Origin of the sequence: Streptomyces sp. NPDC002463 (assembly GCF_042889835.1) — a bacterium.
In the GTDB taxonomy this organism is placed as follows: domain Bacteria; phylum Actinomycetota; class Actinomycetes; order Streptomycetales; family Streptomycetaceae; genus Streptomyces; species Streptomyces nymphaeiformis.
The window spans coordinates 106,627-131,185 of record NZ_JBIARL010000009.1 but is presented as its reverse complement, the minus strand read 5'-3'; the positions used below and the strand labels follow the sequence as shown (position 1 = coordinate 131,185).

The 24,559-nt window shown below is 71.4% G+C and carries 18 protein-coding genes, 1 tRNA gene and 2 pseudogenes; 17 read left to right on the top strand and 4 right to left on the bottom strand.

The features are described from left to right. Positions 1–51 precede the first annotated feature (51 nt). Positions 52–1,260 carry an acyl-CoA dehydrogenase family protein gene (locus tag ACFYX3_RS19595; RefSeq protein WP_389014842.1) on the bottom strand — a complete coding sequence of 403 codons (1,209 nt, stop codon included), beginning with the start codon at positions 1,258–1,260 and terminating at the stop codon, positions 52–54. A 573-nt stretch (positions 1,261–1,833) separates the two neighbouring features. Here ACFYX3_RS19595 and ACFYX3_RS19590 point away from each other — a divergent pair. Next, positions 1,834–1,910: transfer RNA gene (locus ACFYX3_RS19590), tRNA-Pro, on the top strand. Between the two features lie 229 nt (positions 1,911–2,139). After that, positions 2,140–4,692 carry a discoidin domain-containing protein gene (locus tag ACFYX3_RS19585; RefSeq protein ID WP_389014839.1) on the top strand — a complete coding sequence of 851 codons (2,553 nt, stop codon included), beginning with the start codon at positions 2,140–2,142 and terminating at the stop codon, positions 4,690–4,692. Positions 4,693–4,772: 80 nt separating this feature from the next. Here ACFYX3_RS19585 and ACFYX3_RS19580 read toward each other — a convergent pair whose 3' ends face one another. The 3 genes from ACFYX3_RS19580 to ACFYX3_RS19570 form a co-directional block, all read right to left on the bottom strand. Next, a complete protein-coding gene (locus ACFYX3_RS19580) occupies positions 4,773–8,357 on the bottom strand; it encodes a hypothetical protein (RefSeq protein ID WP_389014836.1) in 3,585 nt (1,194 codons plus the stop codon). A gap of 48 nt (positions 8,358–8,405) precedes the next feature. Continuing rightward, positions 8,406–8,708: a trypco2 family protein gene (locus ACFYX3_RS19575; protein WP_116157892.1), complete on the bottom strand. Its 303-nt coding sequence runs from the start codon at positions 8,706–8,708 to the stop codon at positions 8,406–8,408. A 156-nt stretch (positions 8,709–8,864) separates the two neighbouring features. Next, complete coding sequence (locus ACFYX3_RS19570; protein WP_382652453.1) at positions 8,865–9,248, bottom strand: ArsR/SmtB family transcription factor; 384 nt, start codon at positions 9,246–9,248, stop codon at positions 8,865–8,867. 93 nt (positions 9,249–9,341) lie between these two features. On the opposite strand from ACFYX3_RS19570, the gene ACFYX3_RS19565 reads away from it, so the two are divergent. The 15 genes and pseudogenes from ACFYX3_RS19565 (at position 9,342) to pntB (ending at position 24,534) form a co-directional block, all read left to right on the top strand. Continuing rightward, on the top strand, positions 9,342–11,408 hold the full coding sequence (locus ACFYX3_RS19565) for an HAD-IC family P-type ATPase (RefSeq protein ID WP_389014831.1): 2,067 nt from the start codon (positions 9,342–9,344) through the stop codon (positions 11,406–11,408). A gap of 109 nt (positions 11,409–11,517) precedes the next feature. Continuing rightward, positions 11,518–11,877, top strand: a complete 360-nt coding sequence (locus tag ACFYX3_RS19560; protein ID WP_359510450.1) for a metalloregulator ArsR/SmtB family transcription factor — start codon at positions 11,518–11,520, stop codon at positions 11,875–11,877. A gap of 92 nt (positions 11,878–11,969) precedes the next feature. Then, positions 11,970–13,292 (top strand): annotated as a pseudogene (locus tag ACFYX3_RS19555) (MFS transporter); the annotation flags it as partial. A 34-nt stretch (positions 13,293–13,326) separates the two neighbouring features. Continuing rightward, positions 13,327–13,431: pseudogene (locus ACFYX3_RS19550) on the top strand (SpoIIE family protein phosphatase); the annotation flags it as partial. Between the two features lie 137 nt (positions 13,432–13,568). Next, positions 13,569–14,414 (top strand): SpoIIE family protein phosphatase, encoded by an 846-nt coding sequence (locus tag ACFYX3_RS19545; protein ID WP_389015287.1) that lies wholly within the window; start codon positions 13,569–13,571, stop codon positions 14,412–14,414. Positions 14,415–14,510: 96 nt separating this feature from the next. Beyond that, complete coding sequence (locus ACFYX3_RS19540) at positions 14,511–15,083, top strand: TetR/AcrR family transcriptional regulator (RefSeq protein WP_389014827.1); 573 nt, start codon at positions 14,511–14,513, stop codon at positions 15,081–15,083. Between the two features lie 10 nt (positions 15,084–15,093). Continuing rightward, positions 15,094–15,717 (top strand): TetR/AcrR family transcriptional regulator, encoded by a 624-nt coding sequence (locus ACFYX3_RS19535; RefSeq protein WP_389014824.1) that lies wholly within the window; start codon positions 15,094–15,096, stop codon positions 15,715–15,717. A 142-nt stretch (positions 15,718–15,859) separates the two neighbouring features. Next, positions 15,860–17,086, top strand: a complete 1,227-nt coding sequence (locus ACFYX3_RS19530) for an acetyl-CoA C-acetyltransferase (RefSeq protein ID WP_389014821.1) — start codon at positions 15,860–15,862, stop codon at positions 17,084–17,086. A 17-nt stretch (positions 17,087–17,103) separates the two neighbouring features. Further along, entirely contained in the window at positions 17,104–17,859 is a 756-nt protein-coding gene (locus ACFYX3_RS19525; protein WP_389014818.1) for an SDR family oxidoreductase, read from the top strand. Next, on the top strand, positions 17,856–18,536 hold the full coding sequence (locus ACFYX3_RS19520) for an HAD family hydrolase (RefSeq protein ID WP_389014815.1): 681 nt from the start codon (positions 17,856–17,858) through the stop codon (positions 18,534–18,536). The genes ACFYX3_RS19525 and ACFYX3_RS19520 overlap by 4 nt, the downstream gene beginning before the upstream one ends. Further along, positions 18,533–19,024: a MaoC family dehydratase gene (locus ACFYX3_RS19515; protein WP_389014812.1), complete on the top strand. Its 492-nt coding sequence runs from the start codon at positions 18,533–18,535 to the stop codon at positions 19,022–19,024. Before ACFYX3_RS19520 ends, ACFYX3_RS19515 begins: the two co-directional genes overlap by 4 nt. Further along, a complete protein-coding gene (locus ACFYX3_RS19510) occupies positions 19,021–20,058 on the top strand; it encodes a phosphotransferase family protein (RefSeq protein ID WP_389014809.1) in 1,038 nt (345 codons plus the stop codon). Before ACFYX3_RS19515 ends, ACFYX3_RS19510 begins: the two co-directional genes overlap by 4 nt. Beyond that, positions 20,058–21,311 carry an acyl-CoA dehydrogenase family protein gene (locus ACFYX3_RS19505; protein WP_389014806.1) on the top strand — a complete coding sequence of 418 codons (1,254 nt, stop codon included), beginning with the start codon at positions 20,058–20,060 and terminating at the stop codon, positions 21,309–21,311. Before ACFYX3_RS19510 ends, ACFYX3_RS19505 begins: the two co-directional genes overlap by 1 nt. Before the next feature lie 276 nt (positions 21,312–21,587). Further along, a complete protein-coding gene (locus ACFYX3_RS19500) occupies positions 21,588–23,114 on the top strand; it encodes a Re/Si-specific NAD(P)(+) transhydrogenase subunit alpha (protein ID WP_382652481.1) in 1,527 nt (508 codons plus the stop codon). Position 23,115: 1 nt separating this feature from the next. Next, on the top strand, positions 23,116–24,534 hold the full coding sequence (pntB, locus tag ACFYX3_RS19495; RefSeq protein ID WP_389014802.1) for a Re/Si-specific NAD(P)(+) transhydrogenase subunit beta: 1,419 nt from the start codon (positions 23,116–23,118) through the stop codon (positions 24,532–24,534). Positions 24,535–24,559: the final 25 nt, after the last annotated feature.

The window sequence follows — 24,559 nt, the reverse complement described above, 5'->3', positions numbered from 1 at the left end:
CCCCGGTACGGCAGTGGCCGTACCGGGGCTCCCGGCCCGTGGGGGTGAGGATCAGGCGTGCACCGGCTCGAGGTCCCGGGTGCGGACCAGCTCGGACAGCCGCTCCGACCAGCTGCCCTTGTCCTGGCCGAGAGCGACCTCGGCCAGCCGCAGGAGCTGGATGTCGGAGGTGCCGGCGGGGGCGAAGATGTGGTGCGCGTCCCGGAGGTACCGCTCGATGGCCCGGTCCGTGTAGAGGCCGGCGGCGGCGTGGATCTCCATGGCGTTGCGGCCGGAGTCGATCGCCGACTCGACGTTGACGAGCTTGGCGTTCATCAGCTCGGTGTCGCAGGAGAGGCCCTGGTCGAGCAGGTGCACGGCGTGGTACGCGGCCAGCCGGGCGGTCATCAGCCGGGACTGCATCTGCCCCAGCTTCAGCTTCACCGTGGGCAGGTCGTGGAGCGGCTTTCCGTAGCGGATGCGCTCGGAGGCGAAGCGCGTGGTCTCCTCCAGGATGGCCTGGTGGATGCCGAGGGAGACGGCGGTGAGGTTGGCCCGTCCGTACAGCACGCTGGAGGAGTACGCGACGGCGAGGCCGTCGCCCTCGTCGCCGAGCCGGTTCGTGGCCGGCACCCGGCAGTTCTCGAAGATCAGCTCGCCGAAGCTGAAACCGTGCAGACCCATCGCGGGCTGCTGCGGACCGGTCCGGAAGCCCGGGCGATCGGCTTCGACCAGGAAGGCGGTGAGCCCCTTGGAACCGGGGCCGGTCCTGACCACGACACCGTGCAGATCGCCGACGTGACTGTTGCCGACGTAGACCTTCTGGCCGTTGAGGATGTAGTCGTCGCCGTCCCGGACCGCGCTCGCCTCCATGCCGAGGACGTGCCCGCCGGACTCGTACTCGGTGACCGCGATGGTCGGCAGGCACGCGCCGGCGGCGATCTCCGGGAGCCAGGTCTTGCGCTGCTCGTCGCTGCCGAAGTGGACGATCTTGGCGGTGCCCAGCTGGGAGGCCTGGACCATGGCGCCCATGGCGCCGCTGACCCGGGAGAGCTCCTCGATGATGATCGTCTTGGCCAGGTGGCCGGCGCCCATACCGCCGTACTCCTGGCTGATAGTCGCACCCAGCCAGCCCTGCTCGGCGATCTTTCGGGACAGCTCGTGGTGGACGGTCCGGGACGCCTCCATCTCGGCTATCCGGGGCCGGACCTCACGCTCTGCGAACTCTCGGACCGTCGCCCTGAGCTCATGATGCCGTCGGCTGCTGAAGTAGCTGTCCATCCGAGTCCTCACCTGCGAATCGCCTGCTCGGCGAGTTGTCCGAGCAGGTGGAGCATCGGCAGTGGTCCCGTCCCGAACAGGCCGACCCATTCATGGTGTTGATCTTTCCGGAACTGATCAATATCGCCACGGAGTTTGTCCGAAACCGGAGCGGTTGACGATCGAGTCTGACTGTGTTTCGCGTGGTCTAGGCGTTCTCTGTCAGGTCCGGAGCCTCGTCCGCGGGGGCGATTTTCTGCCACGCGCCGGCGATGACAATTTTGCCGATGTGTGGCAATTGAGTGCCCGATATCCCTGTATCAGCCGATTCCTCCAGAGAAGGGAGGCATTCCGGAAGCTCCCCCTCCTCTCTTCCCGCCCGCGCAACCCCGACCGGCACCCGCTCCCGCCCCGCCATGGCGGGCGCGGGCGCAGGAGGGCGCACAGGGGTGCGTCACGGAGAGTGAGCGCCCCGCGCCCGGCGCGCCGGGACCGCACGGAGGGCGCCAGGAAACGCGTGCGCGACCACCGGGGAAAGTGCGGTATTGTTCTCATGCGCGCTCGGCCGGGGGAAACCCCAGGTCAGACGGGCATCGGGACGTGGCGCAGCTTGGTAGCGCACTTGACTGGGGGTCAAGGGGTCGCAGGTTCAAATCCTGTCGTCCCGACCATGCGGAAACGCAGGTCGGAGGCCGTTCTCTCATCCGTGAGAGGGCGGCCTTTCGTGCGTCCGGGGTCGTGAATTCTCCAGGTGGGCGCCCCGTCGTGGCGCCTCGGGTGCCGTGTCGTGTGCGGCCGGCGCGGTTTTGTGCCAACTCCTCTGTTTCGCGGTCGAGTTGAACCGTTCTGACCTATGTTCGAGGGGCCCGCGACGGTTCACGGTTCGCCCAGGAGGTCCGATTGCAGCCCAGACGCATGCGCGCCCTTGCCGGAGCGTTCCGACGCTCCCCTCTCTACATCGCCTTCGCGCTCGGCTCGCTGCTCGTCGGGCTCACCCCCTTGCTGGGAGTGGCGAGTACGGGGCTGGACGGCCCCCGCCCGACGCCCCGGCCGGTGCCGGGGGTCCTTGAGCAGCAGACGGCGAAGCAGTCGCCGCATCACGGTGTGGCTCCGGCGAACGCCATGGAGCCCACGGCTCCCAAGCTCGACCGGACCGGATGGACCGCGACGGCGAGCGACGAGGAGACCGTCAAGGAGAACGGTCGCGCGGCCAACGTCCTCGACGGCGACGCGGCCACCCTCTGGCACAGCCGGTGGTCCGGGACCCCGGCCCCGCTGCCGCACAGCATCACCATCGACATGCACCGTACGGCGGTGATCTCGGCGCTCGTCTACCAGCCCCGCTCCGTCGGGGTCAACGGGCGCATAGGCGAGTACAGCATCAGCCTGAGCGCCGACGGCCAGAACTGGGGCAGTCCGGTCGCCACCGGCACGCTCGCGGACGATCCCAGCGCCAAGACCCTCGGATTCGCCCCGCAGGGGGCGCGGTTCGTCCGGCTCACCGCCAAGACCGAGGCCGGCAACCGCGGCCCGTGGAGCTCCGCCGCGGAGCTCAACCTCCTCGGCGACCCCGGAACCCCGGCGGCCACCGTCGACCTGCCCCGTACCGGATGGACCGCGACGGCGAGCGACGAGGAGACCGTCAAGGAGAACGGTCGCGCGGCCAACGTCCTCGACGGCGACGCCGCCACCCTCTGGCACAGCCGGTGGTCCGGCACCCCCGCCCCGCTGCCGCACAGCATCACCATCGACATGCACCGCACGGCGGCCGTCTCCGCCCTGGTCTACCAGCCCCGCAAGGACGGCATCAACGGGCGCGCGGGCGCGTACACCATCACCACCAGCACCGACGGCACCACCTTCGGCGCACCGGTCTCCACCGGCACCTGGCGCGACGACGACACCGTCAAGACCGCGACCTTCACCCGCAGCGCCAACGCCCGCTACATACGCCTGACCGTGACCAGCGAGGCCGGCAACCGCGGGCCCTGGACCTCCGCCGCCGAGATACGCCTGAGCGGACCCGCCAACCCGGCCGCCCACGGCTCCTGGAGCCGGATCACCGGCTTCCCCCTGGTTCCGGTCGCCACCGCCGTCCTGCCGGGCGACAAGCTCCTGGCCTGGTCGGCGTACGCCGTCGACCGCTTCGGCGGCAGCAACGGCTACACCCAGACCGCGATCCTGGACCTGAAGACGGGCAAGGTCACCCAGCGCCGCATCGACAACACCGGCCACGACATGTTCTGCCCGGGCATAGCGATGCTCGCCGACGGCCGGGTCCTGGTCACCGGCGGCAGCAACGCGCAGAAGGCGAGCATCTACGACCCCGCCACCGATGCCTGGTCGGCGACCACCGACATGAACATCGCCCGCGGCTACCAGGCGATGACCCTGCTCTCCACCGGCGAGGCCTTCGTCCTCGGCGGATCCTGGAGCGGAGCCACGGGCGACAAGTCGGGCGAGGTCTGGTCCCCGGACACCGGCACCTGGCGCAAGCTCCCCGGCGTCCCCGCCGTCCCGGCGATGACGGCCGACCCCCGCGGCGCCTACCGCGCCGACAACCACATGTGGCTGTACGCCACTTCGGGCGGCAAGGTGCTCCAGCTGGGCCCGAGCAAGCAGATGAACTGGATCACGACCGACGGGGACGGGAGCATCATCTCCGCCGGCACCCGGGGAGACAGCCAGGACGCCATGACCGGCAACGCCGTCGCGTACGACATCGGCAAGCTGCTCACCCTGGGCGGCTCGCCCGCGTACGAGAACACGCCCGCCACCCGGCGCGCGTACACCGTGAACGTCGACGGCGGTCAGGTCCAGTCTGCGCGCACCGGCGACATGGGCCACGCCCGTGCCTTCGGCAACAGCGTCGTCCTGCCCGACGGCAAGGTCGCCGTGTTCGGCGGCCAGGCGTTCCCCGTGCCGTTCAGCGACGCCACGTCCGTGCTGACCCCCGAGCTGTGGGACCCGGCGACCGGACGCTTCACCCCGCTCGCCAGCATGGCGATCCCGCGCAACTACCACAGCGTGGCGAACCTGCTGCCCGACGGTCGGATCTTCTCCGGCGGCGGCGGCCTGTGCGGCGACTGCGCCACCAACCACGCCGACGGGGCCGTGTTCACCCCGCCGTACCTGCTCAACGCGGACGGCTCGCCCAAGCCGCGCCCCGTCGTCACCGGCGGAGTACCGCCCCGGGCCGCCGCCGGCACCTCGCTCACCGTCACCACCGAGGGGCCGGTCGCCTCCTTCGTCCTGATGCGGGCAGCGGCCGCGACCCACTCGACGGACAACGACCAGCGGCGCGTCCCGCTGACCTCCACGGCCGCGGGAACCGGCACGTACACGGTCTCCATCCCGGCCGACAAGGGCGTCGTCCTGCCGGGCACCTACATGCTCTTCGCCCTGGACGCCCAGGGGGTGCCGAGCATCGCCAAGTTCATCACCGTCTCCTGACCGTCTTCTGACGGTACGACGGCGGCGTCCGTCGCCGGCCCCGAGCGCGTGCGGGGGCCGGTGACGGACGCCGCCGTCGCTCATCCGATGCGGCCACCGGCCGTGCACGACTTCAGGGCGACGCGCAATCTCTCGGCGAGCGGATGTTCCGCGTGCCGGTCGAGCCAGCCCTCGGCCAGACGAAGGAGCAGCGTCCTTTCGCTGCTCGGGAGCGACGGAAGAGCGAGCAGGTCTTCGAGGATCAGGCAGGCCTTGGGCAGGCCGCCGTGTCGATGGAGCCATCGCTGCGCACAGTCGACGGCGCGGGAGCGCTGGTCCGCCTCCAGAGCAGGGTTGCGCAGGACTCCTGAGAGTACGGCACGGTCCTTGGACGCCGTGTCGGCGGTCAGGCGATCCAAGGCGATGTCGATGCCGGCACGCGTCTGTTCGGCGGACAGGTCGTGGCGGGTGAGGAACGAAGCCAGCACGGGCCGTTGCGCCTTGCCGCGGTGGGAGGCCAGCCAGTGAAGGCTGACGTCGGCGATGGCCCGGGCCTGAGCGGTGGTCAGGCCGTTGAGCTGACTCAGCAGCATGGCCATGGCCTCGTGGTCGTGCGGGTGCGCCAGGAGATGGACGAACCCGTGCTCGACCGCCTTCTGCAGTTGGTGGGCGGTCAGTCCGGGCACGCGGAGAAGGGGGCTGAGGACGGTGGCGAGGCTTTCGGGGTCCTGATGATCTCTCAGCCATATGAGCGCGTGTGCGACCGTTGCGCGAGCCTGGTCCGGGCTGAGCTGGTCGTGGTGCAGGAGCAGGCGCTGCAGCACCGCCGGGGAGGAGGGAGAACCAGGCTGTGAGGCCAGCTGGTTCAGCAAGGGGAGAGCCGCGTCTTGTGTGTCGTCGTGGACGAGCAGGGCCTGCACGAGCTGGGAGTGGCTCGATGCCTCCCACTCGGCGAAACCTCGGGTGACCCACGAGCGCGCCAAGTCGCCCGCACGGCGCTTCAGTTCCGCCGGACAGCGCTCGTCGACCAGAACGCCGCGCAGGACGCGGCCCGTGCTCGGGTGCCTCCGCGGCTCGCCCAGCCACTCCAGGGCGAGGCGGAACAGTTCGATCCGGGCGGTTTCGGGCAGGCGGTCGCATTCCAGGAGAGCGCTCACGGTGGGTCCCACATCCGTGCCGGCTCGCATGCCCGAGCGCAACCAGGCGAACCCCCTGCTGACCGCCTCCTCGCGGACGGTGTCGTCGACGTCCTCGCGCTGGAGCAGGGCACGGATCACCGCACCGACTCCGCCGACCCGGTAGTGCGTCAACCACCCGAGTGCCACGCGCGTCACCTGCGCCAGCCGAGTGGGCGCGTGGTCCATCGTCAGCAGGCGCTTCAGAAGCGCGGGCGTGTAGCGCCAGTCGGGCCGGGACGGCACCCACCTGAGCGTGCAGTCGACGACGAGGGTCTCGGCCTCGGACGAGAGGTCCGGGCGGGCCAGCAGGGCGCGGAGGAGATGCTCGGCATCGGTCTGCCGGCCGCGACGCGCGAGCCAGCCGACGGAAGCGTCCAGCAGGGCGGCCGAGGGTTCGTCCGAACCGCGAAGGGCGGCGGTCAGGAAGGGCTGCGCCACGAATCCTTCCTCGGCCCGGACGAGCCAGGGTGTCACGAGCGCGCTCCACACCGAAGGCGCGTAGCCGTGCCACGGCCTGCTCGTCACCAGGGTCAGCAGCGCTTGTTCACCGTCATGGCCGGCGCCTTCCAGGAGGCGCCCCAGTGAATCCGCGCGGGCGACCAGCCATTCACCGCAGAACCGTTCCAGGGCGGTGGCGCGGTGGGCGGGGCCGTGAGCGGTCAGGTCGGCGGCGAGGCGCCGGAGATGACCGGTGAACACGGAGAACGTGCGGGGATGCCGCGCGACCGCGGCGAGCAGGGGGTCGGCGGAGGGCTGATGGACGCTCCACCCCGGAGCGGGCATCAGCGACTGCAGCAGCAGTTCGTCGGTGACGATGTCGTGGACGACCACCAGCCGTCCGTCGGCTTCGTCGAGCCATCCCAGCGAGATCAGCGTGTCGACCACCTGGCGCCCGCTGTAGCGCCTGCCCTGCTCCCCGGCCGCGGCGAGGAAGGAGTCGACGGTCTGCTCGACGATTCGCCGGGGTTGCGGGGTGGAAGCCACCGCCACGGCGAACGCGAGCTGCCCGACGTCAGGAGTCGCGACGTCCAGAGGCGAAGCGGAGCCGGCGAGACTCGTCGCGAGCGCGTCCCGCCGCATCCCTTCCCGCAGCCATGCGAGCAGTTCGCCGGGGCGTACCGAGGCCGTCACCTTGAGCGGGAGCCGCCCCAGGCCCTGCTCCTCGATGGCCCGGGCGATGAGCAGGGCGGTGACGGGACGGCGCCCGCACAGGCGTGACAGTTCCTCGAGCCCCCACGTACGCGCGGTCTCGGGGGCCGCGTGCTTCAGGACCTGCGTGATGACCGCGGACTGATGGGGCCAGTCGTCCCGTACGAAGACCTCGTCGAGCACGCGCGCGCTGCCGCGCAGATGGACGGCGTGCCGCGCGCCCGGCCGTACCGAGGCCAGGCACGCCACGGTGACGCCGCGCCTCCGGGCCTCCGGAAGCAGCACCTCGTCGAGGGCTTGCAGGTCCAACTGCGGGCAGGCGTCCAGGTGGTCCAGCACCAGCAGCACCCGTCTGCGTCCACCCGTCAGGACCGACGTCGCCACGTCGTCGAGGTCCACGGAGCTGTCGGCCTGGACGTGCAGGACCTGCCAGCCGGCGCGGTCGGCCCGCTGTGCGACCTCGAAGCACGTGCGTGTCTTGCCCGATCCGGCCGGTCCGATCAGAAGGACCCCGCGCGGCCGGTCGGCGCTCAGTCTGCCGAACAGCTTGTCCGGATGGGAGTCGTGGTCCACCCCCGGGTGGACGAAGGGGAGCTGCTCCTGATCCAGGTAGTTGCGTCGTCCGCGCAGATCTCGGGCCACGTCGGCGTGTGTACGTATGCGGCGGCGGATGTCGCCGTCCTCGGAGAAGGGCACGGCCGGGCCCAACGAGACCTGTTCCACCCCGTGTTCGACCAGCAGCCGCTCGAACTCCGGGTCTTCGGTCAGCCGGGAGAAACCGGTCGCCGTGAGGCTCGCGGCGCCGGCGGGAACGTGGTGGCTCGTGCACACACCCACCAGGACGTCGTTCCGGGTGAGGACACCCGCCCCCGAAACCCCCTGCCACGGGGATCCGACCGCCTGTCGGGGGGCGGGGCTCGAGAGCGAGAGCTCCATCTCGTGGCTTCCGAGAAAGGAACCCAACAGGATCGAACCGGTCATCTGCCGTGTCGTCGGCACGTCCCCGCGGGACGCGAAGTCGGGGAACCCGACGGCGACGAACGGGAGGGATCCCACGGCCGGAGGGACGACGCCCCACCGAGCCGGAGGGATCGGCTCGCCTCCGTCGCCGAGGAGCAACAGGGCGAGATCCACCCCCGGGTCGCGGTGCCGGAACACCTCCACGACGCCGACCCGCCGCGCGGACTGCCCCGGCAGCCGCACCTCGTGGACGGCTCCGTGTCGGGTGAAACCGTGACCCGCGCAGATGGCCAGCCCGGGAGCCAGCAGAAAACCGGTCGCCGCGAAACGAGGGGTGCCGTCGGGGTCCCGGCGGACCACCATGGCGACCCGCTCAAGACCCTGCTGTGTGCCGGTCATCGCCGACCCGCCCGGGATCCTCGGCGGCCGGCCGACTCACTCACGGCGTCAGTCCTCCAGCCGGGCCCCACGTGCCGAATCCGTCAGTACCGAGCCGCCCTCGGCCGTCTCCGCCGTCAGCTCCAACGAGACGGTGTGCGTGGCGGACGTGCCCTCGGTCGCCTTCCCGTCGGCGGACAGGACCCAGAACTTGACCCCGCCGTGGGCCTCCGCCGACGCCGTCACGGCGACCTGCACGTCCAGCTTCACGGACTGCACCCGAAGCCGGACGGGCTGACCCTCGCCGTCCGCCATGGCCCTCGACAGCTCCCCGCGCAGGGCCTTGATGGTGTCCGCCAGACCGATCTCCATGAACCCCCCTTTCATGCCGGTTCCCAGACGCGGCCGCACAGGTGGCGACGGCTGCGGAGGGGGACCGGGTGAGGTGCTCATGTTAGAGGTTCGCTTGTGGATCACCTACTCGATCGCGGGGACGCTCCCCGACCCTCCCGGCCCTCGTCGGCAGGGCTATTCGGCCGCCGCCGGAGCCGCGAGCTCCGGAGGGAGGTCGCGCAGGCCCGTGCGGAGGTGCTCGACGTGGTAGAGCGCCTGGTCGAGGAGTTCGGCGACGTGGTTGTCGTAGAGCGCGTAGACGATCGAGCGGCCGTGCCGTTCGCCGGTCACCAGGCCGAGGTTGCGCAGCAGGCGGAGCTGGTGGGAGCAGGCCGAGGGCTCCATGCCTACGGCGGCGGCGAGGTCGCCGACCGACGACGGTCCTTCGCGGAGGCGCGCCAGGATGTAGAGCCGCGAGGGCGTGGCGAGGGCCTGGAGGGTCGCGGCCACGTCGGTCGCGCCGACCGCGTCGAGGCGTTCGCGGGTGGTGGCGCTGTTGGCGTTCGTTCCGTGGCCCATGCGACCATGATACGGACGAGATATGAAGAGCTGTTCAGGTGTTCTTGTATGGTGGGCAGGTCGCCCCATCCGCCCGTGAAGGGTTGATCTGTCATGTCTTCTGTCCTGGAACGGCCCTCGACGGCCGCCCCCGGATCGAGCTCCGTGCCGCCCCGTCGGCGCACCGGGATCCTGGCCCTTCCCGAGGCCCGCTGGGCGCTCGCCGCCCTGGTGCTGTTCCTGCTCGCCCTCCCGCTGTACCTGCTGGACGCACCGGTGTGGCTGTGGGCGCCGCTGTTCGCCGCGACCTACGTCACCGGAGGCTGGGAGCCGGGCTGGGAGGGTCTGAAGGCGCTGAAGGACAAGACCCTGGACGTCGACCTGCTGATGGTCGTCGCGGCCCTCGGCGCGGCCGCGATCGGCCAGGTGCTCGACGGCGCCCTGCTGATCGTCATCTTCGCCACCTCCGGCGCCCTGGAGGCCGTCGCCACCGCCCGTACCGCCGACTCGGTACGCGGCCTGCTCGACCTGGCGCCCGAGACCGCGACCCGACTCGCGGACGACGGCACGGAGAAGGCCGTTCCGGCCGCGGAACTCGCCGTGGGCGACCTCGTCCTCGTACGACCGGGGGAGCGGATCGGCGCCGACGGCCGGGTGGTCGACGGCGCGAGCGACGTCGACCAGGCCACCATCACCGGCGAGCCGCTGCCCGTCGCCAAGCGGGCCGGCGACGAGGTCTTCGCCGGCACCCTGAACGGCTCCGGCTCCCTGCGGGTCAAGGTCGAGCGCGATCCCTCGGAGTCGGTGATCGCCCGGATCGTCGCGATGGTCGAGGAAGCCGCCGGGACCAAGGCGCCGACCCAGCTGTTCATCGAGAAGGTGGAGCAGCGGTACAGCCTCGGCATGGTCGCCGCCACCCTGCTGATCTTCGCGATCCCCCTGCTCGTGGGATCCGATCTCCGGTCCGCCCTGCTGCGCGCGATGACCTTCATGATCGTCGCCTCGCCGTGCGCCGTCGTCCTCGCCACGATGCCGCCGCTGCTCTCCGCGATGGCCAACGCCGGCCGTCACGGCGTACTGGTCAAGTCCGCCGTCGTCATGGAGCGGCTCGGTCGGATCGACGCGGTCGCGCTCGACAAGACCGGCACCCTGACCGAGGGCACTCCGCGACTGGCCGATGTGCGGGTCCTGGGCGGCCCCGGCGGCTTCGGCGACCCCGGTGCTCTCGGCGGCTTCGGCGACCCCGGTGCTCTCCGCCGCTTCGGCGACCCCGGTGGTCCCGGCCGCTCCGAGTTCGACGAAGACTCCCTGCTTCGTCTCGCCGCCGCCGCCGAGTACCCCAGCGAACACCCCCTCGCCCGCGCCGTCGTGGAAGCCGCCCGCGCCCGCGGGCTCGTCCTCCCCGCCGTCGAGGGCTTCGTCTCCACCCCCGGCACCGGCGTCACCGCCACGGTAGGCGGCCGCATCGTCGCCGTCGGCAGCCCGGCCCGCCTGCTCGGACGCGACGTCGACCACCCGGGGGCTGCGCTCGCCGCCGCGCTCGAAGAGGGCGGACGGACCGCCGTCGTGGTCACCGTCGACGGTCGCGCCGCCGGCGTCCTCGGCATCGCCGACCGGCTCCGTCCCGAGGCCGCCCTCGCCACCCGCGCCCTCACCGAACTGACCGGCCGGGCCCCGGTCCTGGTCACCGGCGACAATCCGCGCGCCGCGGCCCGCCTCGCCGCCGAGGTCGGCATCACCGACGTCCGCGCCGGCCTGCTGCCGCAGGACAAGGTCGCCGCGGTCGACGAGCTCCAGGGCGCCGGAGCCAAGGTCCTCGTCGTCGGCGACGGCGTCAACGACGCCCCCGCACTCGCCGCCGCGCACACCGGCATCGCCATGGGCCGCGCCGGCTCCGACCTGGCACTGGAGACCGCCGACGCCGTCGTCGTACGCGACGAACTCGCCGCCATCCCGACGGTGATCGGCCTCTCCCGCAGGGCCCGCGCGCTCGTCGTCCAGAACCTGGTCATCGCGGGTGCGTTCATCGCCGTCCTGGTCGTCTGGGACCTGGCAGGCACCCTCCCGCTGCCCCTCGGCGTCGCCGGTCACGAAGGGTCCACGGTCCTCGTCGGCCTCAACGGCCTGCGTCTCCTCGCGGACGGAGCCTGGCGACGCGCCCGGCCCGAGGCGGTCCGGTGAGCCGCCGAAGCCGGCCGCCACGGCGTGGGGGCGGCCGGGGCGGCCTCGGAAGCCGGTCCGATCCGGACTCTTCGGACGGCCTCCGTCGTCCCGTGCCTACCATTCCCTCATGGCTTCACGCGAGGGAACCCCGACCGCACCCGATGCGCATCAGCGCACGCCGGGTGTCACCGAGCTGACGGCGGCGGCGCGTGTCTTCGCCCAGCTCGCAGACCCCACCCGGCTCCACATCGTGTGGCTGCTGTCCCGTGGGGAGTCGGACGTGAGCGCCCTCGCCGAGGCGGTGGGTGCCGCCCGGCCCGCGGTGAGCCAGCATCTGGCGAAGCTGCGCCTCGGTGGTCTCGTCGAGTCGCGCAAGGAGGGCCGTCGCGTGGTGTATTCGCTGCCGGACGGGCACATGAAGCGGATGGTCGTGGAGGCCGTCAGCCACGCCGATCACCAGGTGACGGGCGAGCCCTGGCACGACTGACCGCGGGGTCGAGCCGCAGCGACAAGTCAACAGGTGCGCAATCATGCACGCGTCGGTTACGGTGAAGACCCAGCCGACCGAGGGATGCCCGCATGCTGTCCGTCCTGAGGAACCGCACCTACCGCCACCTCTTCACCGCCCAGGTCGTCGCCCTCGTCGGCACCGGTCTCGCGACCGTCGCGCTGAGCCTGCTCGCGTACGACCTCGCGGGCGGAAACGCCTCCGCCGTCCTCGGTACGGCACTGGCGATCAAGATGGTGGCGTACGTCGGGATCGCGCCGCTCGTCAGCGCCTTCGCCGACCGCCTGCCCCGGCGGGCGCTGCTCGTCTCCATGGACCTGATCCGGGCCGGCGTCGCGCTGACCCTGCCGTTCGTGACGCAGGTCTGGCAGGTGTACGTACTGATCTTCCTGCTCCAGGCCGCCTCAGCCGCCTTCACCCCGACCTTCCAGGCGACCGTCCCCGAGGTGCTGCCCGAGGAACGCGACTACATTCGGGCGCTGTCGCTCTCCCGACTCGCGTACGACCTGGAGAGCCTGTTCAGCCCGGCGCTCGCGGCGGCCCTCCTCTCCCTGATCTCGTACCCCTGGCTCTTCACCGGCACCGCCGCCGGCTTCGTCGCCTCCAGCGTGCTCGTCGTCTCCGTCCTGCTGCCCAAGCCCCCGCCGGTCGAGCGCACCGGTGGCGTCTACGCCAAGGCCGCCTTCGGGACGCGCCTCTTCCTCGCCACCCCCCGGCTGCGCGCCCTGCTCGCCCTCGACCTCGTCGTCGCCGCCGTGGGCGCCATGGTCCTGGTCGACACGGTGGTCCTCGTCCGCGACACCCTGGGTGGCTCCGCAGGGGACGTGTCGCTGGCGCTCGGCGCGTACGGGGCGGGTTCCATGCTCGTGGCGCTGCTGCTGCCCCGGGTGCTCGGCCGCGCGGGGGACCGGGCCCTCATGCTGCCGGCCGCGGTCGTCATGACCGTCGTGCTCGGGCTCCTGGGGGCCGGGCTCGCGGCAGGGCCCGGGAAGGGCCCGTGGGCGTGGCCCGCGCTGCTCGTGGCCTGGCTGCTCATCGGCGCGGCGACCTCGGCGATCCTCACCCCCGGGGGCCGGCTCGTCCGCCGCTCCGCGGCGACGCCCGATCTGCCCGCCGCCTTCGCCGCCCAGTTCTCCCTCACGCACGCCTGCTGGCTCGTCACCTACCCGCTGGCCGGCTGGCTCGCGGCACGGGCCGGCCCGGCCGTCGCGGCGGGTGCTCTGACGGTGGTCGCGCTCGCCGGAACCGTGGTCGCGGTACGGCTGTGGCCCCGCACCGACCCGGCCGAACTGCCGCACGCCCACCCCGAACTGCCCCGGGACCACCCGCATCTCGCGGGAGCCGGGCAGAGCCACACCCACGACTTCCGCATCGACGTCCTGCACCCGCACTGGCCGACCCACGGGCGTCGGCGGCGACTGGTACGACGTGATCCCGCTGTCCGGCGCCCGCGTCGGGCTCGTGGTGGGCGACGTGGTGGGCCGCGGGCTGCACGCGGCGGTCACGACGGGGCGGCGGCGGACGACCGTACGCGCCCTGGCCGCGCTCGACCTCGCCCCCGAGGAGCTCCTCGGCCGACTCGACGCCCTGGTCGGGCAGGCCCGTATCGGCGTCGACCCCCAGGAGACGAACGGCATGGACCCGGCCGTGGGCGCGCGAGTCTGTACCTCGTGTACGACGCCGTCCACCGGCGGTGCGCCGCGGCCGGCGCCGGGCATCTCCCGCCGGTCCTCGTCGCCCCGGGCGGGTCGGCCGCACCCCTGGAGATGCCCGTCGGCCTGCCCCTGGGAGTGGGCGGACTGCCCTTCGATTCCGCGGAGTTCGAGATCGCCGGGCGCAGCCTGCTCGCACTGTTCACGGACGGACTGGTGACGGGCCCCGAGCGCGATCCCGATGCCGGCGTCGCCGACCTGTGCCGGACCCTGACCGAGTACTCAGGTCTCCGTCCGGACGAGATGCGCGACAGGATCGTCGCGTCCGGCCTCCCCGCCCACGCCCGCGACGACATCGCGCTCCTGCTGGTCCGGGTGCACGCCCTGGCCGAGGACGGCATGGCCGGCTGGCGCATCGACCCGGACCCGGCGAAGGTGGCCGGAGCCCGCGCGTCCACGAACGCCCAGCTGGAGCACTGGGGGCTCGACGCCGTCGGCTTCGCCGTCGAGCTGATCGTCAGCGAACTCGTCACCGACGCCGTCCGGTACGGCGCCCCGCCGGTCTACCTGCGGCTCCTGCGCGACAAGGACCGCGCGCTGATCCGCGAGGTGTCGGACGGCCGTGAGACCTCGCCGCATCTGCGGCGGGCGAGGCCGGACGAGGAGGGCGGCCGCGGACTGTTCCTCATCGCCCACCCAGCTCGCCGACCAGTGGGGTACGCGCTCCACGCGCGAGGGGAAGACGATCTGGGCCGAGGTCCCGATCGCCACCGACGAACCGGACCTCGACCTCTTCGGGGACGTGCTCGGCGACGCTCTCGGCGACTGACCCCGAGACGGACAGGGCGCACTGTCATTCAATGATCTTGTACGGCCTCCGGCTGATATTCTCGACTCATGGTCGAGAACCGGGTGGAATCGCAGGTGGCTTCTCGCCCGGCGCCCGTGCAGCGCCGCGGCATGCTGCGTGTACAGGCGATCCTGGACGCCGCCGATCAGATCCTCGCGGAGGAGGGATACGAGGCCTCCACGCTCGGCGCCATCGGCAAGCGCGCCGGCATTCCCACCGCATCCGTCTACCACTACTTCGCCGACCGCAACCAGGTCGACGCCGCGCTCATGGAGCGCCACGGCCGGAACGTCGAAGAGCTCGTCGTCGCAGCGGCGGACAACCCCGGGCTCGGCACCCTGCGCGAGGTGATCGACGCGCTGATCGACCCGCAGCTCGCCTACTGCCGCGAACACCCGAGCGTGGTGGAGCTCTGGTACGCCCCGGGACGCTCCCCGATGCTCGTGGAGCTCGGGGAGTCCTGGGGCAGGGCGCAGGCCTCGGACTTCTGGCGCTACCTGCTCGACCGGGAGCTGATCGCCGCCGATACGCCCGAGCTCGCCGTGTACGTCGGCTACAAGGCCGCCGACCGGGTCTTCGGCGTCGCCTTCAAGGGATCCAGGACCGGCGACGAGGCCACGATCGACGAGGCGCGCCGCCTGATGACCGCGTACCTCGAGACGTACGCCCCGAAGCGCCGCTAGGGGACCGGCCGTGTCCACATCCGAGGGGCGCCGGAGAGGCCGGCCGCCGGCGACCGTCAACGGCCGCACGGCCCCTGAGCGGTTGCTGGACGCGGCCCTCGAGCTCTTCGCGGAGAAGGGCTTCGACGGCACGTCGGTGCAGGACGTGGTGCGCGCCGCAGGGGTCACCAAGGGCGCCATGTACCACTACTTCCCTTCCAAGGACGACCTGCTCCACGAGATCTACCTCCGGGTGCTGCGGATGCAGACCGAACACCTCGACGCCGTGGTGGCGATGGACCTGCCGGTGGCGGAACGCGTCCACGCGGCGGTGGTGGACGTCGTCGTGACGACGATCGAGAACATCCAGAGCGCCACGATCTTCTTCCGGTCGCTGCACCAGCTCGCCGAGGAGAACCAGCGGCAGGTGCGCCGTGAGCGCCGCCGCTACCACGAGACCTTCCGGGCGCTCGTCGTCGAGGGGCAGCGCGAGGGTGTGTTCCGCGACGACGTCAGCGCCGAGCTGGCCGTCGACTACTGCTTCGGGTCGGTCCACCACCTTCCGATGTGGTGGCGCGCCGAGGGCGACGCCTCGGCCGACGAGGTCGCCCGTACCTTCGCCGACCTGTTCATCGCGGGCATCGCGGTCCGCTGACTGCAGCCTTCGAGCGCCGCTGTCGACATGACATAAGTCATTCCGCTCGCATCCCCCTTGCCTGTTGACGGCTCTCCGTCGCCCGTTGCACAGTGGGCCCCTCTTGAGTAAGCAACCGCTTAGCATGTAAATGGAGGTCCCGATGCCCGAAGCAGTGATCGTCTCGGCGGCCCGGTCCCCGATCGGCCGAGCCGGCAAGGGTTCGCTGAAGGACATGCGCGCCGACGAGCTGACCGTCCAGATGGTCCGGGCGGCGCTCGCGAAGGTGCCCGAGCTCGACCCGCGCGAGATCACCGACCTGATGCTCGGCTGCGGTCTGCCCGGCGGTGAGCAGGGCTGGAACATGGGGCGCAACGTCGCCGTGCTCTCGGGGTACGACCACCTGCCCGGCACGACCATCACGCGCTACTGCTCGTCCTCGCTGCAGACCACCCGGATGGCGTTCCACGCGATCAAGGCCGGCGAGGGCAACGCGTACATCTCCGCCGGTGTCGAGTCGGTCAGCCGCTTCCGCAACGGCACCAGCGACCACATCCCGGGCCACGACATCCTCAACCCGGCCTTCGGCGACGCCGGCAAGCGCACCCACGAGCGCACGCAGGGCGGCGCGTCCGACTGGACCGACCCCCGCGAGACCGGCGCCCTGCCCGACGTCTACATCACGATGGGCCAGACCGCCGAGAACGTGCAGCAGGTCCTCGGCATGTCGCGCGAGGAGCAGGACGCCTTCGCCGTCCGCAGCCAGAACCTCGCCGTCCAGCGCGTCGAGGAGGGTTTCTGGGCCCGCGAGATCACCCCGGTCACGCTCCACGACGGCACCGTCGTCACCGCCGACGACGGCCCGCGCCCCGGCACCACCCTGGAGGGCGTCAGCGGCCTCAAGCCGGTCTTCCGCCCCGACGGCACCGTGACCGCCGGCAACGCCTGCCCGCTCAACGACGGCGCCGCCGCGCTGGTGATCATGAGCGACACCCGGGCCAGGGAGCTGGGCCTCACCCCGCTCGCCCGGATCGTCTCGACGGCCGTCACCGGGCTCTCCCCGGAGATCATGGGCCTCGGCCCGGTCGAGGCGATCCCGGCCGCGCTGAAGAGCGCCGGCCTCGGCCTCGACGACATCGACCTCTTCGAGATCAACGAGGCGTTCGCCGTGCAGTCGCTCGGCTCCGCGCAGCAGCTCGGCATCCCGCTGGAGAAGCTCAACGTCAACGGCGGCGCCATCGCCGTCGGCCACCCGTTCGGCATGACCGGCGCCCGCATCACCGCCACCCTCGTCAACTCGCTCCAGTGGCACGACAAGCAGTTCGGCGTCGAGTCCATGTGCGTCGGCGGCGGCATGGGCATGGCCATGGTCATCGAGCGCCTCAGCTGAAAAGGGAGTACGAAGACATGAAGCGTTTCGAGGGAAAGACCGCGATCGTCACCGGCGCCAGCCGCGGCATCGGCCTGGCCATCGCCGAACGGCTCGTCTCCGAGGGAGCCAGGGTCGTCATCACCGGCCGCACCAAGGAGACGCTCGACCAGGCGGTCGCCGGCCTCGGCGGCCCCGCGCACGCGCTCGGCGTCGCCGGCAAGGCCGCCGACCTCGCCCACCAGGCCGACACCGTCCGCCAGGCGATCGAAACGTTCGGCAGCGTCGACCTGCTGGTGAACAACACCGGCGTCAACCCGGTGTACGGCCCGATGGTCGAGCTCGACCTGGAGGCCGCCCGCAAGATCGTCGAGACCAACTGCCTGGCCGCGCTCTCCTGGATCCAGCACGTCCACGGGGCGTGGATGAAGGAGCACGGCGGCTCGATCGTCAACGTCGCCTCGGTCTCCGGCGTCCAGCCGGCGCCCATGATCGGCATGTACGGCGCCAGCAAGGCGATGCTGCTCTCCATGACCGAGCTCCTGGCCGTCGAGCTGGGACCGGACATCCGCGTCAACGCGATCGCGCCGGCCGTCGTCAAGACGAAGTTCGCCACCGCCCTGTACGAGGGCCGCGAGCAGGAGCTCGCGAACGCCTACCCGCTCAAGCGGCTCGGCGAGCCCGAGGACATCGGCAGCGTCGTCGCCTTCCTGCTCTCCGCGGACGCCGCCTGGCTCACCGGCCAGAACGTCGTCATCGACGGAGGCGTCACGCTCGTGGCAGCGGCCTCGTGACCGCCTCCGGGCAGGCGAGCGCACCGGTCGAGGCCGTCGTCTTCGACTACGGCGGCGTGCTCACCCGGCCCGTGAAGGAGTCGATCGCGGCCTGGACCGAGGCCGACGGCATCGAGCCGCACTCCTTCTCCCGGACCCTCAAGGCCTGGATGTCCCGCGGCGTCCCCGCCGGCACCCCGATCCACCGCCTGGAGACCGGCGAGCTGACCGTCGAGGAGTTCGACGCCCTCCTCGCCGCGGAGCTCAGCACGATCGACGGCCGCCCGGTCGACCCGGTCGGCGTGCTCTCCCGGCTCTTCGCCGCGATGCGCCCCGACCCGGCGATGTTCGACCTCGTCGAGGAGCTGCGCGAGCTCGGCATACGGGTCGCGCTCCTCTCCAACAGCTGGGGCAACACCTACCCGCGCGAGCGGATCGACGCGCTGCTCGACCCCGTCGTCATCTCCGGTGAGGTCGGCCTGCGCAAGCCGCAGGCCCCCATCTACGAACTGACCCTCGCGCGCCTCGGCGTCCCCGCCGGGAGCGTGCTCTTCCTCGACGACGCCGAGCCCAACGTGCTCGGCGCGCGGGCCGTCGGGATGCGGGCCCACCTGCACGTCGACGCACCCTCCACCCGCGCGGCGCTGGCCGCGCTCGTCCCGGGGCTGCGCCCCACGCCGAACGGAGCTCCCGTATGACCACCCGACGGACGTTCGACGGCCTGGCCGAGCTGGAGAAGGCGGCCGGTACCCACCTCGGCCACTCGGACTGGCACACGATCTCCCAGAAGCAGATCGACACCTTCGCCGACTCCACCGGTGACCACCATGGGGCATCCCCTGCTCGAAGAGCTCGGGGAAGGATCCACGTCGACCCCGAGAAGGCCGCCCAGGGCCCGTTCGGCACCACCATCGCGCACGGCTACCTCACCCTCAGCCTGGTTCCGATGCCGTGCTGGGAGGTGTACGGCATCCAGGGCGTGCGCTCGAGCGTCAACTACGGCGCGAACAAGGTCAGGTTCCCCGTGCCGATCCCGGTCGGCCCTCGGGTACGGGCCGGCGTCGAGCTCCTCGAAGTGACCCCCGGCGATGGTGGCCACCAGGTCGTCACCCGGATCACCATCGAGCGCGACGGCGGCGACAAGCCGGTGTGCGTGGCCGACACCGTCACCGTGGTGGTGCCGTGACGAGCGCTCGGCACCCCGCCACGCCGGGCCTCGACCCGGACAGGCTCGGCGGCTGGCTGACCGCGCACGTCCCCGGCGCCGGCACCGACCTGTCGGCGACGCTGATCGCCGGCGGCAAGTCCAACCTGACCTACCGGGTCACCGACGGCACCAGCACCTGGATCGTCCGCCGGCCGCCCCTCGGCCACGTCCTGGCGACCGCGCACGACATGGGCCGCGAGTACCGCGTGATGAGCGCGCTGCGCGACACCTCGGTGCCGGTGCCGCGGACGTTCGGTCTCTGCGACGACCCCGAGGTCCTGGGAGCGCCGTTCTACGTGATGGCGCGCTGCGAAGGCACCCCGTACCGGCTCGGTTCGGAACTCGCGGCCCTCGGCGAGCAGCGCACCCGGCTGATCTCGGAGCGGCTCGTCGACACCCTCGTCACACTGCACCGGGTGGACCCGGCGGCCGTCGGTCTCGCCGACTTCGGGCGCCCCCAGGGCTACCTGGAGCGCCAGGTCCGCCGCTGGAAGAAGCAGCTCGACGCCTCGTACAGCAGGGACCTCCCGGCAGCCGAGGAGCTCTACCGCCGGCTCTCCGCCGACGTCCCCGCGGAGTCGGCGAGCGGCATCGTGCACGGCGACTACCGGCTCGACAACCTCCTCGTCGACGAGGACGACCGGGCGACGGCGGTGCTCGACTGGGAGATGGCCACGCTCGGCGACCCGCTGTCCGACCTCGCCCTGATGGTCGTCTACAACCGGCTCGGCGAGGTCGCCGGTGACGACGCCGGCGTCAGCACCGTCGCGGGCGCGCCCGGCTACCTCACCGAGGCCGAGACGATCGAGCGGTACGCCGCGGGCAGCGGCCGCGACCTCTCCCGCATCGGCTTCCACCTGGGTCTGGCCGCCTTCAAGCTCGCCGTGATCATCGAGGGCATCCACTACCGCCACCTCAACGGCCAGACGGTCGGGGAGGGCTTCGAGACCCTCGGCGACGCCATCGATCCACTGCTCGACGCCGGCCTGTCCGCACTGAAGGAGAACCACTGATGGAATTCCAGTTCGACGCCAGGACCGAGGAACTGCGCGCGTCCCTGCTCGAGTTCATGGACCGGCACGTGTACCCGGCCGAGAGGGTCTTCCACGAGCAGCTTGCCGAGCTCAAGGACCCCTGGGCCTGGGACTCGGTCCCCGTCCTCCAGGAGCTGCGGACCGAGGCCCGCAGGCGCGGCCTGTGGAACCTGTTTCTCGTGGACCGGCACGGCCTGCCGGGGGAGGAGGGCGGCGGCCTGACGAACCTCCAGTACGCCCCGCTGGCGGAGATCAGCGGGCGCAGCCTCCACCTCGCGCCCCCCGCGATGAACTGCGCGGCGCCGGACACCGGCAACATGGAGGTGCTGCACATGTTCGGCACCCCGGAGCAGAAGGAGCGGTGGCTGGAGCCGCTGCTCAAGGGCGAGATCCGCTCGGCGTTCGCGATGACCGAGCCGAACGTCGCCTCCTCGGACGCCACCAACATCGGCACGTCGATCGTCCGTGACGGCGACTCGTACGTGATCAACGGCAGCAAGTGGTGGATCACCGGCGCGATGAACCCCAACGCCGAGATCTTCGTCGTGATGGGCAAGACCGACCCGGACGCCGAGCGGCACCGCCAGCAGTCGATGATCCTCGTCGAGCGGGACACCCCCGGCTTCGAGATCCTCCGCGGCATGGAGGTCTTCGGCTACGACGACCGCGAGCACGGCGGTCACGCCGAGCTGACCTTCACCGACGTGCGGGTGCCCGCGGCGAACCTGATCGGGGGCGAGGGCGACGGCTTCGCCATCGCCCAGGCGCGCCTCGGCCCCGGCCGCATCCACCACTGCATGCGCTCGATCGGCATCGCCGAGCGGGCCGTGGAGCTGATGTGCGCCCGCGCCGACGAGCGCGTCGCCTTCGGCAGGCCGATCGCCGATCAGGGCGTCATCCGCGACTGGATCGCCGAATCACGCATCCGCATCGAGCAGTTGAGGCTGCTCGTGCTCAAGACCGCGTGGCTGATGGACACCGTCGGCAACAAGGGCGCGCACGCCGAGATCCAGGCGATCAAGATCGCGACCCCGTCGACGGTGCAGTGGATCCTCGACAAGGCGATCCAGGTCCACGGGGCCGGCGGGCTGTCCCAGGACTTCATGCTGGCCGACATGTACGCCCACATCCGCACCCTGCGGTTCGCCGACGGCCCGGACGAGGTCCACAAGAACGCTCTGGCGAAGAGCGAGCTGCGGCAGCAGGCGAAGGCACGCGCGGCGCGGCCGTGACGGATGCGCTGCGGGAGCCACCCCGGGCTTCGCCGCGTGGCGCGAAACCGTCGGCGTGGCACCGGGCCTCCGGCCCGCGCTCGTCACACCAGGGCCGCCGTGTGCGCGCTCTGCGACCATCCTCGACCGCCCTGTCGGGTGATGTGGGATGGATCACCGCTCACACGCTTCCGATCGGGGCGGTGGCGGCCCGATTCTGGTCGGACTCAGAACCCGAATCGTAGTCGGGGATGTTTACAGACCATCGACGGCACCTCCAGCGAACGGAGAACACTCGTGATTGTCGGAGTCCTCAAGGAAGCGCGGGCAGGTGAGCATCGGGTCTCGGCCACGCCGGCCACGATCGAGCCGATCCGCAAACTGGGGTACGACGTGGTCGTGGACTCCGGCGCGGGTGTCGCCGCGGGCTTCACCGACAGTGCGTACGAGGCCGCCGGGGCGCGCATCGGCGACGCCACGGCCGCCGACGTGGTGCTCGGTGTCAACGCCCCAAGTCCCGCACAGCTGGACGGAGTACGGCCCGAGGCGACGGTGATCGCGCTGTTCGCCCCGGCGTTCGACCCCGAGATGGTCGAGGAGCTGGGCCGCCGGCCGTTCACGGCGCTCTCGATGGACGCCGTGCCGCGCATCAGCCGGGCGCAGTCGATGGACGTGCTGTCGTCGATGGCGAACATCGCCGGCTACCGGGCCGTGGTCGAGGCCGCGCACACCTTCGGCCGGTTCTTCACCGGCCAGGTGACCGCGGCGGGCAAGGTGCCGCCGGCGAAGGTGCTCGTCGCCGGTGCCGGCGTCGCGGGCCTGGCCGCGATCGGCGCGGCGGGCTCGCTCGGCGCGATCGTACGGGCGACCGACCCGCGGCCCGAGGTCGCCGACCAGGTCCGGTCCCTCGGCGGCGAGTACCTGTCGATCGAGTCCGCGGAGGTCGAGGTCTCCAAGACGGGCTACGCCAAGGAGATGGGCGACGACTACAAGGCGCGCGAGGTCGAGCTCTACGGCGCGCAGTGCCGCGAGGCCGACATCGTCATCACCACCGCGCTGATCCCCGGACGCCCCGCGCCGACGCTGATCACCGCGGAGATGGTGGCGAGCATGAAGCCGGGCTCGGTGATCGTCGACATGGCGGCCGCCAACGGCGGCAACGTCGTGGGGACGGTGAAGGGCGAGAAGGTCGTCACCGACAACGGTGTGACGATCATCGGCTACACCGACCTGGCGGGCCGGCTGCCGGCACAGGCCTCGCAGCTGTACGGCACGAACCTCGTGAACCTGCTGAAGCTGATGACGCCCGGCAAGGACGCGACCCTCGTCCTCGACTGGGACGACCCGGTGCAGCGCTCCATCACCGTCGTACGCGAGGGCGAGTCGGCCTGGCCGCCCCCGCCGGTGCAGGTCTCGGCGGCCCCGGCGCCCGCGACCAAGGTGGCCGAGACGAAGCCCTCGCCGGTGAAGGAGCCGATGTCGGCGAAGCGGAAGTTCGGCGGTGTGGCCGTCGGCGCGCTCGCGCTCTTCCTCGCCGCCGGGTTCGCACCGGCTGCGCTGCTCCCGCACGTGACGGTCTTCGTGCTCGCGATCGTGATCGGCTACTACGTCATCGGGCATGTGCACCACGCCCTGCACACGCCGCTCATGTCGGTGACGAACGCGATCTCCGGGATCATCGTCGTCGGCGCGCTCCTGCAGATCGGGCATTCGAGCATCACGGTCACGGTGCTGTCGGCCGTGGCGATCCTTCTGGCCAGTATCAACGTCTTCGGCGGCTTCGCGGTGACGCGTCGCATGCTCGCCATGTTCAACCGGAGCTGACATGTCTGCGACCATCGCCGCACAGGCGGCTTACCTCGTTGCCGCGCTGCTGTTCATCCTCGCGCTGGCGGGACTCTCCAAGCACGAGTCCGCACGGCTCGGCAACGCGTTCGGCATGCTCGGCATGGCCGTCGCGCTCGTCGCGACGATCGTGCTCGCGATCGACGGCGACATCAGCACCGCGGGCCTCGGCCTGATGGCCGTGGCCATGCTGATCGGCGCGCTGGTCGGGCTGCAGCGGGCCCGCGGCGTCGAGATGACCGGCATGCCCGAACTGATCGCGCTGCTGCACTCCTTCGTCGGTCTGGCGGCCGTACTGGTCAGCTGGAACGGCTTCCTGAACGTCGAGCACGAGCCCGAGGGCCACGAGGCCCAGGCCCTGGACGCGCTCGGCACGCTGGGCATCCACCACGCCGAGGTGTTCATCGGCCTGTTCATCGGCGCGGTGACCTTCACCGGCTCCATCGTGGCGTACCTGAAGCTCTCGGCGAAGATCAGCTCCAAGCCGCTCGTGCTGCCCGGCAAGAACGTGCTGAACCTCGGTTCGCTCGGCCTGTTCCTCGCCCTGACCGTGTGGTTCGTGATCACGCCGCAGCTGTGGCTCCTGATCGCCGTGACGGTCCTCGCGCTCGCCCTCGGCTGGCACCTGGTCGCCTCCATCGGCGGCGGCGACATGCCGGTCGTCGTCTCGATGCTCAACAGCTACTCCGGCTGGGCCGCGGCGGCCTCCGGCTTCCTCCTCGGCAACGACCTGCTGATCATCACCGGCGCGCTGGTCGGCTCCTCGGGTGCCTACCTCTCCTACATCATGTGCCGGGCGATGAACCGCTCCTTCCTCTCCGTGATCGCCGGCGGCTTCGGCATCGAGGCGCCGTCGTCCTCCGACGTCGACTACGGCGAGCACCAGGAGATCACCCCCCAGGCCGCCGCGGAACTCCTCGGCGCGGCCCGGTCCGTGGTCATCACCCCCGGCTACGGCATGGCCGTGGCCCAGGCGCAGTACCCGGTCGCCGAGCTCACCTCGAAGCTGCGGGCGAAGGGCGTCGAGGTGCGCTTCGGCATCCACCCGGTCGCCGGCCGCCTGCCCGGCCACATGAACGTGCTCCTCGCCGAGGCCAAGGTGCCGTACGACATCGTGCTCGAGATGGACGAGATCAACGACGACTTCGCCGACACCGACGTCGTCCTCGTGATCGGCGCCAACGACACCGTCAACCCGGCCGGAGCCGAAGACCCCAGCAGCCCGATCGCCGGCATGCCGGTGCTCACCGTCTGGGAGGCCAACAAGGTCATCGTCTTCAAGCGCTCGATGGCCTCCGGCTACGCGGGCGTCCAGAACCCGCTGTTCTTCCGCGAGAACACCGCGATGCTCTTCGGCGACGCGAAGGCCCGAGTCGAGGACATCGTCGGCGCCCTCTGACCCACGGGTCGGAACCCCTCCCGGG